Consider the following 15948-nt stretch of genomic DNA (forward strand, 5'->3'; position numbering starts at 1 on the left):
ATACACGCCGCCGACACCCCCGCTGTATCGCCCGGCGGTACGTTCCGGCCCCGATCTCGATCAATCAGGAATTGGAGGCAACATGCGACAGCTCGGCAAACTCGCCGACCGCCTGGTCAGCCGACTCGTCCCCAAGGCCGACGCGGCCGCGTGCAGCGGCTGCTCGACCGTCCCGTACCACTACGTCGGCCCGTGCAACGGCGGCTACTGGCGCTCCCGCACCTGCTGCAACCTCACCGGCCCCGGCGGCTGCTACACGCACTGCACCTACTCCTGCTGACCGGCAGGCGGCCGCCGGCAACCAACCCGGCGGCCGCCGCCCAGCCCCGATACCTCGGCCTTGTGATGGTCGCCGGTCGGCCAGCACCCCTCAAGACGTCGTGTCACCCCCATACACGAACGCCGAGGCTCCGGACGTTGGCGCGGCGCGGCGCAGGGCGAGGGGTGAGCCTTCGCAGCTGCGGGCCAATCGCAGCAGCCCGCTGCGCGACCCGCCGCCGCCCAAGCCGGCCAGGATCTCGACGGAGTCGGCGACCGTGAGCGGTCCGAGTCCGATGTGGACGGTACGGTCGTGGATGGCGAGACGGTGCCGGCTGGTGATGATGACCGCGCTGCCCGCCGTGGCCGTGAGCAGCGGGTGGACCTGGGACGACGCGGCCGCGTCCTCGAGCACGACGAGCAGGCGGCGGTTGGCGGCCAGGGTCCGGTACCGTGCCGCGGCCTCCTCCTCGGCATCGGGGATCCGCCCCGCGGGGACGCCGAGGGAGCGCAGGCACTGGCCGAGCACGTCGACCGGGCGGCGCGGCGGCCGACCCGGATCGGAGCCGTGCAGGTCCACGTAGAGCTGCCCGTCGGGGAAGTGCCGCCCGAGCCGGGTGGCGACCCGCACGGCCAGGGCCGACTTCCCGATCCCGGCCGGCCCGTCCAGCGCGATGAAGACCGGCCCGTCGGAGCGCAACACCGCCTCCGCCATCGTCGCCTGCTCCCGGTCACGCCCCACCAGCAGCATCGCGTCGGCCGGCAGTTCCCGCGGCACCGACTCGACCGGGCCGGCGACCTCGAGCGCCGGGTCGCGGCGGAGCACGGCGCGGTGCAGGCGGACCATCTGCGGGCCGAGGTCCACGCCCAGGCGGTCGGCGAAGCAGCGGCGGGCCTCGGCGAACGCGGACAGCGCGGCCGCCACGTCGCCGGTGCGGTACAGGGCCAGGATGAGCTGCGACCACAGCCGCTCCCGCAGCGGATGCTCGTCCAGCAGCCGGCGCAGGTCGGAGACGAGCCCGAGGCCCTGGCCGAGGCGCTGCTTGGCGTCGATCCAGTCCTCGATCGCGGTCAGCCGCTGTTCCTGCAGCGGCCCGAGAACCCGGTCCAGCCCGGCCGAGCGTTCGAGATCCTCGCCCGGGCCGCCCTTCCACAGCGAGACGGCCCGCCCCAGCAGCTGCGCCGCGCGGGCCGGCTGACCGGCGGCCAGGGCGGCGCGGCCGTCGGCGGTGAGGCGGCGGAACGCGGTGACGTCGAGTTCGTCGTCGCCGACGGCGAGCCGGTACCCGGGCCCCTGCCCGCTGAGCCGCACGGCACCGGTGGCGTCGACGAGGAGCCGGCGCAGGCGGGAGGCGTACGTGCGCACGTTGGCCACGGCGGACGCCGGCGGGTCGCCGTCCCACAGCATCGCGATCAGGCGGTCCAGCGGCACGATCCGGTTCGGTTCGAGCAGCAGGGCGGTCAGGAGGCTGCGCTGCTTGGCCGGGCCGATGGGCAGCGCGGTGTCGTCCCGCCAGATCCGGACGGGGCCGAGCAGCTGGAACTTCACCCGCACACCCCCGTGTGACGAAGTCGCTCGATACTTCGCAATATTTGAACACGTGATCGCAAGAATCCGCCATAGTAGGATCATCGGGATGACGTATCCGCGGCGGCACTTTCTGACCAGGGTCGAGGGCGTGCACGACGTCGCCGCGGCCATGCGCCAGATCGATCTCGTCGGCCCGGAGGTCCCCCGGCTGCGGTTCCGCCCCGGTGCCCACGTCGTCGTCCGGGTCCCGGGCGACACCGGCGAGGCGCGCCGGGTGTACTCCATCTGGAGCCACGAACCCCGCCACTCCCGCCTGTCGCTGCGCATCGCCCTGCACGACGCCGGCGGCCCGGGCTGCGTCTGGGCGCGCGAGACGCAGGCGAACGACCGGGTGACCCTCGAAGCGCCGCGCAGCAAGATCACGCTCGACGAGACGGCCGCGTTCCACCTGTTCGCGGGCGACGAGACCGGTGCCGTACCGCTGCTGGCCATGCGCGCCGCCCTGCCGAAAGCGGCGACGGTGGTGGGCGTCTTCGAGGCCCCCGGCGCCGCCGAGGAGATGCCGGCCGAGGAGCCGCTCCCGTGGGTGCACCGCGGCCGCGCGTCGGCGGCCGGCTCCCGGGTCCTCCTCCGGGCCGTCAAAGACTTGGAGCTGCCGCCCGGCAAAGGCGCCGCCTACATCGCCGGGGAGAGTGACACCTGCCGGCTCCTGCAGCGCCTGCTTATCGAGGGCCGCGGATTTTTGCGGCGGTCGATACACTCCCAGCCACAATGGACACCGGGCCGTCCGGGATTCGGGGCGGGTCAGGACTGAGGGGGGACGCGCATGCTCCGGACCTTCCGGCTCACCCTGCTCGGCTTTGCCGTCGTCTGTCTCGTGTCGATCCTCGCGCAGCCGGGCGGGCTGTTCGAGTTCGCGCGGGGCAAGCACGTCACCACCGCACAGCTCGGCAGCTGCGTCGAAGACTACGACATGGTCGAGAACGCGACGGTCACCTGCACGGCGACGTGGGACGAGGGGGCGGTCCAGGGCACGGTGCACGACGTCGACACCAAGCACCCGACGATCACCGACGGCAAGACGAGCGGCGCCCACTTCGAGATCCGGGTGGCCGACGACGAGCTCACGCCGACGGTCTTCGCGAGCGGCACCGACGCCCGGCCGTACGTCGCGAAGTGGGTCTGGCTCGGCGCCGCCGCCCTGATGCTCGTGCTGGCGCTGGCCGCCTGGGAGGCCGTGGTGCTGTTCCGGGCGCCGGGGATGTTCTCCCGCAAGCGCCCGGAAGCAGCAACGGTCTAGGACACCTGGGCCGGCTCCGAGGCCGGGGCGTGGTGCCCGCCGTCGATCGGGTGGGTGCGCTCCAGCTTCGCGCCCTCCACGTCGACGTCCGGCAGGATGCGGTCCAGCCAGCGCGGCAGCCACCACGCCGACCTGCCCAGCAGGTGCATCGCGGCCGGGATCAGCAGCATCCGCACCACGAACGCGTCGATGAGCACGCCGAACGCGAGGCCGAAGCCGATCGGGCGGATCGTCGCGGACTCGGAGAAGATGAAGCCCGCGAAGACCGAGCACATGATGATGGCGGCCGCCGTGACCACCGCCCGGCCGGCGAACAGGCCGCGGCGCACCGCGAGGCGGGCCGAGGCGCCGTGCACGTACGCCTCCCGCATGCCCGAGACCAGGAACAGCTGGTAGTCCATGGCCAGGCCGAACAGGATGCCGATCTCGATCGTCGGCAGGAAGCTCAGCACCGGCTCCGGGTCGTGCACCCCGAACACTCCGCCGAGCCAGCCCCACTGGTAGATCGCGGTGAGCCCGCCGAACGCGGCCAGCAGCGACAGCACGAAGCCGACGGTCGCGGTCACCGGCACCAGGATCGAGCGGAACACGAAGATCAGGATGATCAGCGAGAGGCCGACCACGAGCGCCAGGTAGATCGGCAGCACGTCGGCCAGCTTCTGCGACACGTCGATGTTGCCGCTGGCGTTGCCGGCCACGCCGAGGTAGACCTGGCCGGTCGTCACCGACAAAGGTGAAAGGTCACGCAGATCGCGGACCAGCTGGGCGGTGGACTCCGCGGCCGGTCCCTCCTTCGGAACAACCTGGAAGGCCGCCACAGTACCGTCGTCCGACGCGCCGATCGGCGCCACCGCCACGACGTCCTTGGTGGCCGCGATCTTCCCGCCGATCTCGGCCTGGGCGGCGGTCAGGTCGTTGCCGGTGGCCGCCTTCGGCAGGTGGGCCACGACGAGCAGCGGCCCGTTGACGCCGGCGCCGAACTTCGCCTCGACCGTCTTGTACGCCCGGTACTGCGGCGAGTCCTGCGCCTCCGACGAGCCGGTCGGCAGGCCGAGGCGCATCGACATCGCCGGGATCGCGATGACGCCGAGCACGACGATGCCCGCGAGCAGCGTGAGCACCGAACGGCCGGTCGACATCGTCTTCTGCGGCACCACCGGCTGCACGGACGCGTCGCCGATCGCCCGGCGCTCCTTGCGGCTGAGGATCCGCAGGCCGACGAGCGACAGCAGGGCCGGGGTCAACGTGATGGCGACCAGCACGGCGACCGCGACGCAGACCGCACCGACGGTACCCATGAGGCCAAGGAAGGGAATCCCGGTGACGTTGAGCGCCAGGAGGGCCACCAGGACGGTCGAGCCGGCGAAGACGACCGCGTTGCCGGAGGTGCCGTTGGCCAGGCCGATCGACTCGTGCACCTCGACGCCCTGCTTGAGCTGGCGGCGGTGCCGGTTGAGGATGAACAGCGAATAGTCGATGCCGACGGCCAGGCCGAGCATCACGCCCAGCACCGGGGTCACCGAGATCATGGTGACCACGTCCGAGAACGACAGCGCGGCCAGCACGCCCACGCCGACGCCGAGCAGCGCCCCGATGATCGGCAGCGCGGCGCCGATGACGGTGCCGAGCATGACCAGCAGCGCGATCGCCGCGATGACCAGACCGGCCGCCTCGCCCGGGCCGAGCACGCTGGGCACGCTCTGCGCGATGTCGTTGGAGACGTCGATGGCCACGCCGTCGATGTGCGCGTCGGCCGCCTTGGCCAGGATCGAGTCCTTGACCGTCTTGGGCACCTCGTGCGTCGGCGTGGTGAACTGCACCGCCCCGATCGCGGCCGAGCCGTCCTTGGCCACGGTGCGGATCTCCGCCGCCATCTGCAGCAGCTGGGCGCCGAGGTCGAGCTGCTTGGTCTGGGCGGCGAGCTGGGCCTTGCCGGCGTCGAGCTCCTGCTGCTTGGCGTCAAGAGCCTGCTTTTGTACGTCCAGTTGCTGCTGCTGCCCCTCCAGCTGAGCCTTCGCGCTCGCCGAGAGGCCGGGCTTGGCCTTGTTCGCGTCGAGCTGCTGCTGGGCTCCGGCGAGCTGGCCCTTGGCCCCGGCCAGCTGGGCCTCGCCGTCGGTGAGCTGCTTGGTCGCCTGCGACAGCTGCATGCGCCCGTCGGTGATCTTCTGCGCCTGGGCGGCCCGGTCGGCGTCGGTCTGGAACGGGTCGGTGACCCCGCGCACCCCGGGCTCGGTGCCGACGTTCTTGAGCAGCGCGTTGATCGCGGTCTTCTGCTGGTCGGTGAAGGCCGCGCCGCCGGAGGTGGAGAACACGATGGTGCCGGTGCCGCCGCTCGCCTTCGGGAACTTCGCCGCGAGCTCGTCGGCGACCTTGCTCGTGGGCGTGCCGGGGATGGTGATCGCCCCGGACAGCGAGCCGGAGAACATGGCGTACGTGGCGCCGGCGATCGCCATGACGACGATCCAGCCGGTGATCACGAGCCAGTGCCGGCGGGCGCTGAAACGCCCGAGCCGGTAGAGCAGTTCGGCCATGGCCGCAGAGTTTCCCTTCGGGATTGGCGAAATCAGGTTGGCAGGTACCCGTTGCGGATGTTGTCCAACAAACGCGTGAGCAGCTCGTCCCAGACCGCGCGGCTCGCGTCGTCGAGGGCGGCGCCGGTCAGTTCGATCCAGCGGCCCGCGATGACCGTGATGCCGCTCATGAGGGAGTGCACGAGCAGTTCGACGTCCAAGGGGTTGGCGGCGGCGTAGCGGCGGGTCACCTCGGGCGCGAGCGCTCCGGCGACGCGGCTGAAGGCGGTGTGGGTCATCATGAACTTGCGCGGGTCGTCCTGGTCGTGGCGGCCGCCGACGATCTTCGTCACCGAGACCACGGCCGGGGCCAGGTCGGCCGCGCGGAACAGCCGGGCCAGCTCGTCGAACATCGAGGCGCGGCTGCCGTCGCCGACGGGGGCCGCCGCGACCTCGGCCAGGAAGTCGGTCACGAGCACGGAGATGACCTCGGTGCCGAGCGTGAGCAGCACGTCGTCGAGCGAGGCGAAGTGGTTGAAGACGGTACGGCGGGCGACGTCGGCCCGTTCGGCGAGCTCGTCGACGGAGAAGTGCGCCCCGTCGCGCTCGTCGATCAGGCCGCGCGCGGCGGCCAGGATCGCGGCGCGGTGCCGGGCCTTCAGCGCCTCCCGCCGGCCGCTCGAATGATCAACCACACCCTTACACTAGGTGCAACGATGCACTGGGTGCAAATGACAGGACATGTCAGGGCGGTGGCGGTCGCGTGTCAGGGCGGTCCGCGACCGTATTCCCCATGACACAGCATTCCTCCTGGTCGGGCCTGGTCTCCGTGGACGACACCGCACTGTATGTGACCGACAGCGGCGGCCCCGGCCGTCCTGTGATCTATCTCAACGGCGCCTACGCCGACCAGTCGCACTGGCGCAAGGTGATCGCCGAGCTCGGCGACGGCTACCGGCACATCGCCTACGACGAGCGGGCCCGGGGCAAGTCGCAAACCTCCGCCGACTACTCGTTCGAGGCCTGCCTGCGCGACCTGGACGCCGTCCTCGCGGCGCGCGGCGTCACGCAGGCGCCGATCCTGGTCGGCTGGTCCTATGGCGGCACCCTCGCCTGGCACTTCGCCGACCGGCACCCGGAGCGGGTCGCCGGCGTGGTCGTCGTCGACTCGTTCCCGATCGGTCTGACCGGCCCCGAGGGCGCCGCCCGCATCCGCAAGCTGTTCCGGCGGATGCGGTTCATCCTGCCACTCGTGAGCCGGTTCGGGCTGTCCGCGCGGATGAGCGTCGATCAGCACGCCGACGTGAACATCGAGGTCAACGAGATTTCGGCGGCCAGCGGGCCGGTCCTGGTGCGGGCCACCCGCCCGGTGCACTTCGTCCTGGCCACCGGCGACAGCCTCGGCAGCCAGGGCGGCGAGATGGACGAGGGGCGCAAGGTGCTCGACCCGATCGTCGCGCTGAACCCGAACGTCAGGGTCGCCGCCAAGGTGCCCAGCAACCACTCGAAGATCCTGCGCAACGACTCCCCCGCCGTGGCGGCCGCGGTGCGGAACCTGCCGGTGTGACGCCCGTCGTGGACCGGCCGCGTGGATACCGGCGCTCTCCACTGTCCGGCACGGACTTCCGGCGGAAGATCGTCTGCGTTCACCGCGCGGTTAAAGATCGGAAAACTCGCCTCACTTAGCTGCCGATCATGATTGGAGGGCTCAGGCGGACCACGGCCGAGCCGGTGACGCCTGTAGCCGTCGTCCCGGCCGACCGGGACCGCACGCGGCGGGCGAAACGGCGCCGGACATTGCGAGAGGCCATGATATTCGTCGCGCTGGCCGCGCCGAACTTCGCGCTCATCGTGGTGTTCACGTACCGTCCGCTGTTCCAGAACATCTACTACTCGACCCTCGACTGGACGCTCGGCTCGCCCCGGGCCCGCGCGGTCGGGTTCGACAACTACGTCAACTTCTTCACGTCCTCGGAGGCCGGCGAGGTCCTCCTCACCACGGCGCTGTTCACCGTGGCCACCGTGGTGCTGTCGATGGGCCTCGGGCTGCTGGTCGCACTCGGCCTCAACCGCAAGGTGCGCGGGGCCGGGCTCGCGCAGGCCACGGTGTTCTCGCCGTACGTCCTCTCGGGCGTGGGCGTCGGGCTCGCCTGGCAGTACATCTTCGACCCGACGGTCGGCGCGCTCGGGGCGATCCTGCGCTCGTTCGGCGTGGACAGCCCCGAGTGGTTCAACAACGAGACGCTCAGCCTCGTCATGGTCGTCATCGTGTACGTCTGGAAGAACCTCGGCTACGCGGCCGTCATCTACCTGGCGGGCCTGCAGTCCATCTCCTCGGACATCCTGGAGGCGGCCGCGATCGACGGGGCGGGCGCGAGCCGCAAGTTCTTCTCGGTGGTCTTCCCGCTGCTGTCGCCGACCACCTTCTTCCTGCTGGTGACCAGCACCCTGAACTCGTTGCAGGCCTTCGACCTGATCCGGGCGATGACGCCGCTGGGCCGCGGGACCACGACCCTCATCTACGACGCCTACCTGCGCGCCTTCGGCGGCTACAACCAGGCGGGCTACTCGGCGATGCTCTCCACGGTCCTGTTCGCGCTGCTGGTCGCGCTGACCCTGGTCCAGCTGATCTTCCTCGAGCGACGGGTGCACTACCGGTGACCACAGTGGACTCCAAACCCCTGTCGCGGCGCAACGTGCTCGGCGCGCTCGTGGCCGACTACGTCCCGATCACGCTGGCGATCCTGGTCGTCCTGCTGCCGCTGGGCTACCTGATCCTCTCGTCGTTCAAGAGCCCGCCCGACGTCATCACGCGCGACCTCGTGGTGCTGCCCGACCCGTGGCACGTGGCCAACTACGCCGAGGCCGCGCGGGAGGTCCCCTTCCCGCGGCTGTTCCTCAACTCGGCCGTCGTCACCGTCGTCGGCGCCGGGATCAAGGTTCTGCTGTCCATCGTCACCGCCTACGCGCTGGTGTTCGTGCGGTTCCCGGGCAAGCGCTGGGTCTTCTTCGCGGTACTGGCCACGCTGATGGTCCCGCCGCAGGTGAGCGTGGTGCCGAACTTCACCTTCATCAGCAGCCTCGGCGGGCAGGACACCTACTGGGGCATCATCCTGCCCGGGCTCGGCAGCGGCTTCGGCACGTTCCTGCTGCGCCAGGCGTTCCTGCAGCTGCCGGCCGACGTGCTGGAGGCGGCCGAGGTCGACGGGGCCGGGCACTGGCGGCGGCTGTGGCGGATGGTGGTGCCGATGGCGGCGCCCAGCATCGCCACCGTGGCCCTGGTCAACATCGTCTTCGAGTGGAACGACTACCTCTGGCCACTCGTGATCGTCTCCAACCCGGACATGATGACCCTGCCGGTCGGCCTGACGCTGCTGCACAACAGCGAGAGCGCGGCCGCCTCCTACGGCATCGTCATGGCCGGAACCGTCATGGTGCTTCTTCCCGTGCTCGTGGTCTTCGCCGCGTTGCAGCGCTACATCGTCACCGGCTTGACGCAAGGTGCCGTCAAGGGATGACGAGGGTCAGGCGCACACATCCATCAATCAGGAGGTTCAGCGTGTCCTTGTCGCAGCCGACCGACTTCAGCCGGCGGAGGTTCCTCGGCCTCGCCGCCGGTGGCCTGACCGCGGCGGCCCTGGCCGCGTGCGGCGGCGGTCCGTCGACGTCGTCGGACGCCCCGTCCACCCAGCCCGAGCAGAACGACTACACCGGCGTGAAGCCGGCCGGCACCATCACGTTCTGGACGTCGAACCCGGGCGGCTCGCAGGCCGTCACCCAGCAGATCATCGACGCGTTCCACCAGAGCCAGTCCGACATCAAGGTGCAGCTGGTCTCGGCCGGCTCCAACTACGAGGACATCGCGCAGAAGTTCCAGGCCGCGCAGGCCGGCGGCACGCTGCCCGACCTCGTGGTGCTGTCGGACGTGTGGTGGTTCCGGTACTACCTGCAGGACTCCATCGTCCCGCTCGACTCGCTGTTCAAGGCCCTCAACTGGGACACCAGCGACTACCGCGAGCAGCTGCTGAGCGACTACAAGTACAAGAACGCGACCTGGGCGGTGCCGTGGGCCCGCTCCACCCCGCTGTTCTACTGGAACAAGGCGCACTGGGCGGCCGCCGGCCTGCCGGACCGCGCCCCGAAGACGTGGGACGAGTTCGCCGAGTGGGCGCCGAAGCTCAAGTCGGCCAACGCGGGCCTGCAGAACGCCTTCCAGCTGCCGGCCCTCGCGGGCTACGCGGGCTGGAGCTTCCAGAACAACCTCTGGGGGTACAACGGCGGCTGGTCGGCCAAGGAGAGCTTCGACGTCACCTGCGACAAGCCCGAGGCGGTCGCCGGCCTGCAGTTCCTGGCCGACGCGGTGTACAAGGGCAAGTGGTCGGGCGTGGCCGGCAAGGACTCCACCCAGGACCTCTCGGCCGGTGCGGTCTCCGCGACCGTCGGCTCGACCGGCAGCCTGGTCGGCATCCTCAACGTCGCCAAGTTCGACGTCGGCGCCGGCTTCCTGCCGGGCGGCCCGAAGTCGACGTCCCCGGTCTGCCCCACGGGCGGCGCCGGCGTCGGCATCCCGAAGATCAAGCCCGAGAACCAGGTCGCGGCGGCCACCTTCCTCAAGTTCCTGACCTCGCCGGAGAACACCCTGAAGTTCGCGGCGGCGACCGGGTACATGCCGGTGCGCAAGTCGGCCGACACGTCCTCGCTGACGTCGAAGACGCCGCAGGCGCAGGTCGCGATCGACCAGCTCGCGGTGACCCGCAACCAGGACTGGGCCCGGGTGTTCCTGCCGGGCGCGGACCAGGAGATGGCCAACACCTGCGCCGAGATCCTCACCAAGAACGGTGACGTCCAGACGCAGATGACCAAGCTCAAGGGCACCCTCGAGGGCATCTACAACACGCAGGTCAAGCCGAACCTGAAGTAATGCGATCCGCCCGGGGCCGCGGCGTTCAGGCGTCGCAGCCCCGGGCGACCGGACGTCCACAAACGCCGTCGACTCCGCTAACATATCGATCGTGACCGCTTCCCTGGAACCGCGGGTGCACGAGATCTGCAACTCCTATGTGGACAGTTATGCGCGGTTGTATCCGACCGCCGCCACCGAGTTCGGCATCACCGGCCACGACGACTCACTGCCGGACCTCTCGCCCGAGGGCCACCGGGAACGCGAGCAGCTTGCCCGGCAGGCGTTGCGCGCGATCGAAGCCGCACATCCGCGGGACGAGGCCGAACGGGTCGCCAAGGCGGTCTTCGCCGAGCGGATCGGCCTCGAGGTCGAGATCCACGCGGCCGGGCTGCCGGCCGGATCACTGAACATGACGTGGAGCCCGGTGCAGGAGGTCCGGCAGGCCTTCGACCTCATGCCGACCGACACCGACGACGACCGGGCGGCGATCGCGCGCCGCCTCGGCCAGGTGCCCGCCTCGCTGGCCGGATACCAGGTCTCGCTGCTGGCCGCGGCCGACCACGGGATCGTGCCCGCCATCCGGCAGGTGGAGCGGGTCGTCGAGCAGTGCCGCACCTGGTCCGACGGGTACTTCACCGGCCTCGACCAGCCGGACGAGCAAGCCGCGCGGGCCGCGGCCGGGGCCTACGCGGAGCTGGGCCGGTTCCTGGCCGAGGAGCTCGCGCCGCGGGCCGGCCGGCACGACACCGTCGGCGCCGACGTGTACCGGCTGTGGTCCCGCAAGTACCTCGGGGCCGACCTGGACCTCGCCGACGCCTACGCGTGGGGCTGGGAGGAGTTCGGCCGCGTCGAGCGCGAGCTGCTCGAGACCGCCGCGCGGATCGCCGGCGGCGGCGGGCCGGCCGAGGCGGCGGCGGTGCTCGACGCCGACCCGAAGTACACCATCGGGGGTCAGAAAGCCTTCGAACAATGGCTGCAGGAGCTGTCCGATCGGGCCCTGGCCGAGCTGCGCGGCAAGCACTTCGACATCCCCGACGAGCTGATGCGCCTCGAGTGCCGCATCGCGCCGTCCGGCGGCGGGATGGGCGCCTACTACACGAATCCGGCCGACGACTTCAGCCGTCCCGGGCAGATGTGGTGGTCGCTGCCCCGCGACCGCGAGGAGTTCTCGACCTGGCGCGAGCTGAGCACCGTGTACCACGAGGGCGTCCCCGGCCACCATTTGCAGATCGGCACCGCGGTCGGCACCGCGGGGCTGAACCGGTTCCAGCGGCTGCTGTGCTTCATCGACGGCCACGGCGAGGGCTGGGCGCTCTACGCGGAGCGGCTCATGCGCGAGTTCGGGTACCTCGACGACGGCCAGCTGCTCGGCATGCTCAACAAGAGCCTGTTCCGCGCGGCCCGGGTCATCGTCGACATCGGCATGCACCTGGAGCTGGCGATCCCGGCCGGCACCGGCTTCCACGAGGGCGAGCGGTGGACGCCCGAGCTCGGCCTGGAGTTCCTGGCCACCCGGACGCTGACCGACACCGCCCGGGCCCGCGACGAGATCGACCGCTACCTCGGCTGGCCCGGCCAGGCCCCCTCGTACAAGCTCGGCGAGCGGCTCTGGCTGGAGCTGCGCGAGGAGGCCAGGTCCCGCCGCGGCGCCGCGTTCGACCTGCGGCAGTTCCACATGGACGCGCTGCGCCGCGGGCCGGCCGGGCTGGGGACGCTGCGGGACCTGGTGCTCCCTCCTGATCAGGCCGTGTCCTAGACCGGTGACAGCCAGCCGGCGTGCGCGGGCGAGCCGGCGCCGCGGACGAGATCCTGGTACGCCTGGCGGATCCGGCTCGTCACCGGCCCGGCGGAGCCGTCGCCCACCGGCAGGCCGTCGATCGCGCCGATCGGCAGCACCTCGACGCCGGTACCCATGAGGAACAGCTCGTCGGCCAGGTACAGCTCGGTGCGGTCGACCTCGCGGTGCACCATGGCGATCCCGAGCTGCGCGCACAGCTCGGCCACGGTGCCCGCCGTGATGCTCTGCAGCACGTCGCTGGTGAGCGACGGCGTCACCACCTGACCGTCGCGGACCAGGGCGACGCACGAGCTCGGCGCCTCGCTCACCTTGCGCCGGTCGTTGAGCAGGATCGGGAAGTCGTGGCCGTTCTGCCGCGCCTCGATCAGCGCCAGCCGGCCGTTGTGGTAGTTGGCGAACGCCTTGACCCGCGCCGGGGTCGACGCGTCGGGCGGGCGGGTCCACGAGCTGACCGCGGCCCGGCAGCCGCGCGGCGCGCCGAGGGCGCTCTGGAACGGCCAGGAGTCGATGACGAGCCGGCAGCGGGCCCCGTCCGGCACCATCACCTCCCGGATGACGCCCTCCGGGAAGATCCAGGGCCGGACGTAGGTGTCGGTGCGGTACTCGTTGACCCGCAACAGTTCCAGCACGCCCTCCCGCGCCTCGGCCAGGTCGAACGGCACGTCGAGCCGGCAGATCCGGGCCGAGTGCAGCAGCCGGGCCAGATGGTCGTCGAGCCGGAACGCCTGCAGGTGCCCGCCGTCCCGGCTGACGTAGGCCTTGATGCCCTCGAACACCGCGGTCACCCCGGCGTGCCCGGCCGCGTTCACGTGCACGGTGGCCTGGTCCCAGGCGATGATCTTGCCGTCGCTCCAGATCCAGCGGGGATTGCCGGAGGCGTGCGCCAGCGAGGCCAGGCTCACCCCGGGAACCTTCCGTTGGCCTTGACGAAGTTGACGATCCCGCCGGCGTCGATGATGTCCTGGGTGAAGCTCGGCAGCGCGGGCAGGTCGTAGCCGCGCCCGCCGAGCGTGATCCGGCCGGCCGCCCGGTCCAGCTCCACCGCCTCGCCGTCCCGGGCCGCCGCCGCGATCTCGTCGGAGACGAACAGTGGGATGCCGAGGTTGATGGCGTTGCGGTAGAAGATGCGCGCGAAGCTCGGCGCCACGACAGCGGCGATCCCGCGCTTGCGCAGGGCCAGCGGGGCGTACTCCCGCGACGAGCCGCAGCCGAAGTTCCGGTCGGCCACGATGACGTCGCCGGGCTCGGCGTGCTCGGCGAACTCCGGGCGGGCCTCGATGAACGCGGCCTTGCCCAGGTCCTCGTTCGGACGCAGGTAGGGCGCGTACCGGCCGGGGACGATCTGGTCGGTGTCGACGTTGGCGCCGAACTTCCACACCCTGGTCATGCGGGACTCCCGAGCTCGCGGGGATCGCTGATCCGGCCGGTCAGCGCGGTCGCGGCGGCCACCAGCGGCGACGCCAGGTAGATCTGCGACTTCGGCGAGCCCATCCGGCCGCGGAAGTTGCGGTTGCCGGTGGACAGGCAGACGTCGGCGTCGCCGAGCGTGCCCTGGTGCCGCCCCATGCACGGGCCGCAGCCGGCCGAGCCGAGCACGGCCCCGGCCTGCAGCAGGGTGGCCAGGGTGTCGTCGGCGGCCGCCTTCTCCATCTCCTGGGCCGAGGCGGGCGTGACCATCATCCGCACGCCCGGGGCGATCCGCCGGCCGCGCAGGAAGTCGGCGACGGCCCGCAGGTCCTGGTACCGCCCGTTCGTGCAGGTCCCCAGGAACACCACGGACACCTCGGTGCCCTGCACCTCCGACAGGTCGACGACGGCGTCCACCGAGTTCGGCTTGGCCACCTGCGGTTCGAGCGTGTCCAGGTCGACGGTCACGGTCCGGCTGTACTGCGCGTCCGGGTCGACGTAGAGCCAGTCGGGCACGGTGAACTGCTCGGCGACCACCCCGGTCGGCGGCACGATCCCGGCCTTGGCCCCCAGCTCCACCGCCATGCTGGCCAGGGTCTGCCGGCCGGGCAGCGGCAGCCAGTCGAGGCCGTGGTACTCGATGGTCTCGTACGTGGCGCCCTCGATGGTCAGGTCCCGGCACAGCTTCAGGGCCAGGTCCTTGACGTCGACGCCGGGCCGGAAGCGGCCGGTCACCAGCACCCGTAGCGTCTCGGGCACCCGCAGCCAGATCTGGCCGGTGGCCCAGACCAGCGCGATGTCGGTGGAGCCGAAGCCGCTGCCGAAGGCGCCGACCGAGCCGTACCCGCACGAGTGCGAGTCCGAGCCCACCACGATCTTGCCGGGCTGGGCGATGCCCTCCTCGACGAGCACCTGGTGGGCGATGCCGCGGCCGGCGTCGAACAGCCGGATGCCCTCCTCCTGGGCGAAGGCGCGGATGGTGTTCTGCGTGTTGGCCGTGGCGACCGAGGTGGCCGGGGCCACGTGGTCGATGACCAGGACGAGCTGGTCGGGGTCGAGCACGTGCGGCACGCCCAGCTGGTCCCGCATGATCTCGATCATGCTGGGGGTCAGCGAGTCGTGGCCCATGACCACGTCGGGCCGGACGATGACCAGGTCACCGGGGCGCACGGGACGCCCGGCGGCGTGCGAGAGGATCTGTTCAGAAAGCGTCTGGCTCATGTGTACCTCCGTCAGAGGATTCCGTTGCGAGCTGCTCCAGCACGCCGGCGCGGACCGTGGCCAGCACCGGGGCCCGCACTCCGGCGGCCAGGGCGCCGTCCACCGCGCGCTCGACGCGCCGGGCGAGGTCGGGCCGCTCCCACACGTGCTCCAGCAGCAGGGCGACGCTGAGGATCGCCGCCGCGGGGTTGGCGGCCCCGGTCCCGGCGATGTCCGGGGCCGAGCCGTGCACCGGCTCGGCGATGCCGACCCCGTCGCCGAGGTTCAGCGACGGGGCGACGCCCAGGCCGCCGCTCCAGTGCGCGGCGGCGTCGGAGAGGATGTCGCCGAAGAGGTTGGTGGTGACGATGACGTCGAACGACTCGGGGGCGCCGACCATCCGCAGCGCGGCCACGTCGACGTAGCACTCCTCGACCGCGATGCCCGCGCTGGGCCCGTCCCAGGCCGCGATCTCCTCGCGGACGCAGTCGCGGAACAGCCCGTCGGTGACCGGCAGCACGTTCGCCTTGTGCACGATGGTGAGCTTCTTCGCGCCCCGGGCGTCGGCCACGCGCAGCGCCGTGCGGGCGATGCGCCGGCTCGCCGCCACCGAGGTGACCCGCAGCGCGGTGGCGACGTCGCCGTCGCGGGACTCCCGCCCGACGTACAGGTCCTCGGTGTTCTCCCGGACCACCACCAGGTCCACGCCCGGCCGCGGCGACAGGCCCGCCCGGCTGGCCGCCGGGCGGATGTTCGCGAACAGGCCGAGCTGCTGGCGCAGGGTCAGGATGGCGCTGCGGTAGCCCGGCACCGACCGGCCGGGAGAGGCGGTGGCCCCGAACAGGGCCGCGCCGCAGCGCCGCACCGCCGCCAGGGTCTCCGGCGGCACCGCCTCGCCGCGGGCCTGGAAACAGCCCCAGCCCGCCTCGGCCGGCTCGCACCGCACCTCGGGCAGCACCGCCCGCAGCACGTCGACCGCGACCGGCACGACCTCCTGGCCGATGCCGTCACCCGGGATCACGCACAGCCGCGGTCGCACGC

At 71.5% G+C, this 15948-nt stretch carries 15 protein-coding genes; 8 read left to right on the forward strand and 7 right to left on the reverse strand.

Annotated features, from left to right (window positions below; translation table 11 throughout):
* Positions 1-82 precede the first annotated feature (82 nt).
* Positions 83-280, forward strand: a complete 198-nt coding sequence (locus ACQP00_RS30575) for a hypothetical protein (RefSeq protein ID WP_433201464.1) — start codon at positions 83-85, stop codon at positions 278-280.
* A gap of 90 nt (positions 281-370) precedes the next feature.
* Here ACQP00_RS30575 and ACQP00_RS30580 read toward each other — a convergent pair whose 3' ends face one another.
* Positions 371-1807 carry a BTAD domain-containing putative transcriptional regulator gene (locus ACQP00_RS30580; protein WP_433201467.1) on the reverse strand — a complete coding sequence of 479 codons (1437 nt, stop codon included), beginning with the start codon at positions 1805-1807 and terminating at the stop codon, positions 371-373.
* Positions 1808-1895: 88 nt separating this feature from the next.
* Here ACQP00_RS30580 and ACQP00_RS30585 point away from each other — a divergent pair, with 88 nt between their 5' ends.
* Positions 1896-2603, forward strand: a complete 708-nt coding sequence (locus tag ACQP00_RS30585) for a siderophore-interacting protein (protein WP_433201470.1) — start codon at positions 1896-1898, stop codon at positions 2601-2603.
* 12 nt (positions 2604-2615) lie between these two features.
* Entirely contained in the window at positions 2616-3089 is a 474-nt protein-coding gene (locus tag ACQP00_RS30590) for a hypothetical protein (protein WP_433201473.1), read from the forward strand.
* On the opposite strand, the gene ACQP00_RS30595 is transcribed toward ACQP00_RS30590, so the two are convergent.
* Entirely contained in the window at positions 3086-5620 is a 2535-nt protein-coding gene (locus ACQP00_RS30595; protein ID WP_433201476.1) for an MMPL family transporter, read from the reverse strand. The genes ACQP00_RS30590 and ACQP00_RS30595 overlap by 4 nt on opposite strands.
* Positions 5621-5652: 32 nt before the next feature.
* Positions 5653-6294: a TetR/AcrR family transcriptional regulator gene (locus ACQP00_RS30600; protein WP_433201479.1), complete on the reverse strand. Its 642-nt coding sequence runs from the start codon at positions 6292-6294 to the stop codon at positions 5653-5655.
* Positions 6295-6392: 98 nt separating this feature from the next.
* On the opposite strand from ACQP00_RS30600, the gene ACQP00_RS30605 reads away from it, so the two are divergent.
* The 5 genes from ACQP00_RS30605 to ACQP00_RS30625 all read left to right on the forward strand — a co-directional run bounded on the left by ACQP00_RS30605 (position 6393) and on the right by ACQP00_RS30625 (position 12258).
* Positions 6393-7166: an alpha/beta fold hydrolase gene (locus tag ACQP00_RS30605; RefSeq protein WP_433201482.1), complete on the forward strand. Its 774-nt coding sequence runs from the start codon at positions 6393-6395 to the stop codon at positions 7164-7166.
* Positions 7167-7408: 242 nt separating this feature from the next.
* A complete protein-coding gene (locus tag ACQP00_RS30610; RefSeq protein ID WP_433201485.1) occupies positions 7409-8260 on the forward strand; it encodes a carbohydrate ABC transporter permease in 852 nt (283 codons plus the stop codon).
* Positions 8257-9117, forward strand: a complete 861-nt coding sequence (locus tag ACQP00_RS30615) for a carbohydrate ABC transporter permease (RefSeq protein ID WP_433201488.1) — start codon at positions 8257-8259, stop codon at positions 9115-9117. The genes ACQP00_RS30610 and ACQP00_RS30615 overlap by 4 nt, the downstream gene beginning before the upstream one ends.
* A 41-nt stretch (positions 9118-9158) precedes the next feature.
* The gene (locus tag ACQP00_RS30620) at positions 9159-10520 is read left to right on the forward strand and encodes an ABC transporter substrate-binding protein (protein ID WP_433201491.1); all 1362 of its coding nucleotides are present in this window, start codon (positions 9159-9161) and stop codon (positions 10518-10520) included.
* A gap of 91 nt (positions 10521-10611) precedes the next feature.
* Entirely contained in the window at positions 10612-12258 is a 1647-nt protein-coding gene (locus ACQP00_RS30625; protein ID WP_433201494.1) for a DUF885 domain-containing protein, read from the forward strand.
* Here the strand turns inward: ACQP00_RS30625 and ACQP00_RS30630 are convergent.
* Genes ACQP00_RS30630 through ACQP00_RS30645 form a run of 4 tightly spaced genes read right to left on the reverse strand, consistent with a single transcriptional unit; the run spans position 12255 to position 15946 of the window.
* Positions 12255-13202 (reverse strand): aminotransferase class IV, encoded by a 948-nt coding sequence (locus ACQP00_RS30630; RefSeq protein ID WP_433201497.1) that lies wholly within the window; start codon positions 13200-13202, stop codon positions 12255-12257. The two genes, ACQP00_RS30625 and ACQP00_RS30630, sit on opposite strands and share 4 nt — an antisense overlap.
* The gene (locus tag ACQP00_RS30635; protein WP_433201500.1) at positions 13199-13687 is read right to left on the reverse strand and encodes a 3-isopropylmalate dehydratase; all 489 of its coding nucleotides are present in this window, start codon (positions 13685-13687) and stop codon (positions 13199-13201) included. Before ACQP00_RS30635 ends, ACQP00_RS30630 begins: the two co-directional genes overlap by 4 nt.
* A complete protein-coding gene (locus ACQP00_RS30640) occupies positions 13684-14928 on the reverse strand; it encodes a 3-isopropylmalate dehydratase large subunit (protein ID WP_433201503.1) in 1245 nt (414 codons plus the stop codon). Before ACQP00_RS30640 ends, ACQP00_RS30635 begins: the two co-directional genes overlap by 4 nt.
* A complete protein-coding gene (locus ACQP00_RS30645) occupies positions 14909-15946 on the reverse strand; it encodes an isocitrate/isopropylmalate dehydrogenase family protein (RefSeq protein WP_433201506.1) in 1038 nt (345 codons plus the stop codon). The genes ACQP00_RS30640 and ACQP00_RS30645 overlap by 20 nt, the downstream gene beginning before the upstream one ends.
* Positions 15947-15948: the final 2 nt, after the last annotated feature.

This window comes from Dactylosporangium sp. CS-047395, assembly GCF_050942185.1.
Taxonomy (GTDB): domain Bacteria; phylum Actinomycetota; class Actinomycetes; order Mycobacteriales; family Micromonosporaceae; genus Dactylosporangium.

Excerpts from the sequence above, each read along its gene's own strand:
- ACQP00_RS30590 (WP_433201473.1), top strand. The coding sequence starts at position 2,616 with ATGCTCCGGACCTTCCGGCTCACCCTGCTCGGCTTTGCCGTCGTCTGT.
- ACQP00_RS30635 (WP_433201500.1), bottom strand. The coding sequence starts at position 13,687 with ATGACCAGGGTGTGGAAGTTCGGCGCCAACGTCGACACCGACCAGATC.
- ACQP00_RS30640 (WP_433201503.1), bottom strand. The coding sequence starts at position 14,928 with ATGAGCCAGACGCTTTCTGAACAGATCCTCTCGCACGCCGCCGGGCGT.
- ACQP00_RS30605 (WP_433201482.1), top strand. The coding sequence starts at position 6,393 with ATGACACAGCATTCCTCCTGGTCGGGCCTGGTCTCCGTGGACGACACC.
- ACQP00_RS30595 (WP_433201476.1), bottom strand. The coding sequence starts at position 5,620 with ATGGCCGAACTGCTCTACCGGCTCGGGCGTTTCAGCGCCCGCCGGCAC.
- ACQP00_RS30610 (WP_433201485.1), top strand. The coding sequence starts at position 7,409 with ATGATATTCGTCGCGCTGGCCGCGCCGAACTTCGCGCTCATCGTGGTG.
- ACQP00_RS30585 (WP_433201470.1), top strand. The coding sequence starts at position 1,896 with ATGACGTATCCGCGGCGGCACTTTCTGACCAGGGTCGAGGGCGTGCAC.
- ACQP00_RS30575 (WP_433201464.1), top strand. The coding sequence starts at position 83 with ATGCGACAGCTCGGCAAACTCGCCGACCGCCTGGTCAGCCGACTCGTC.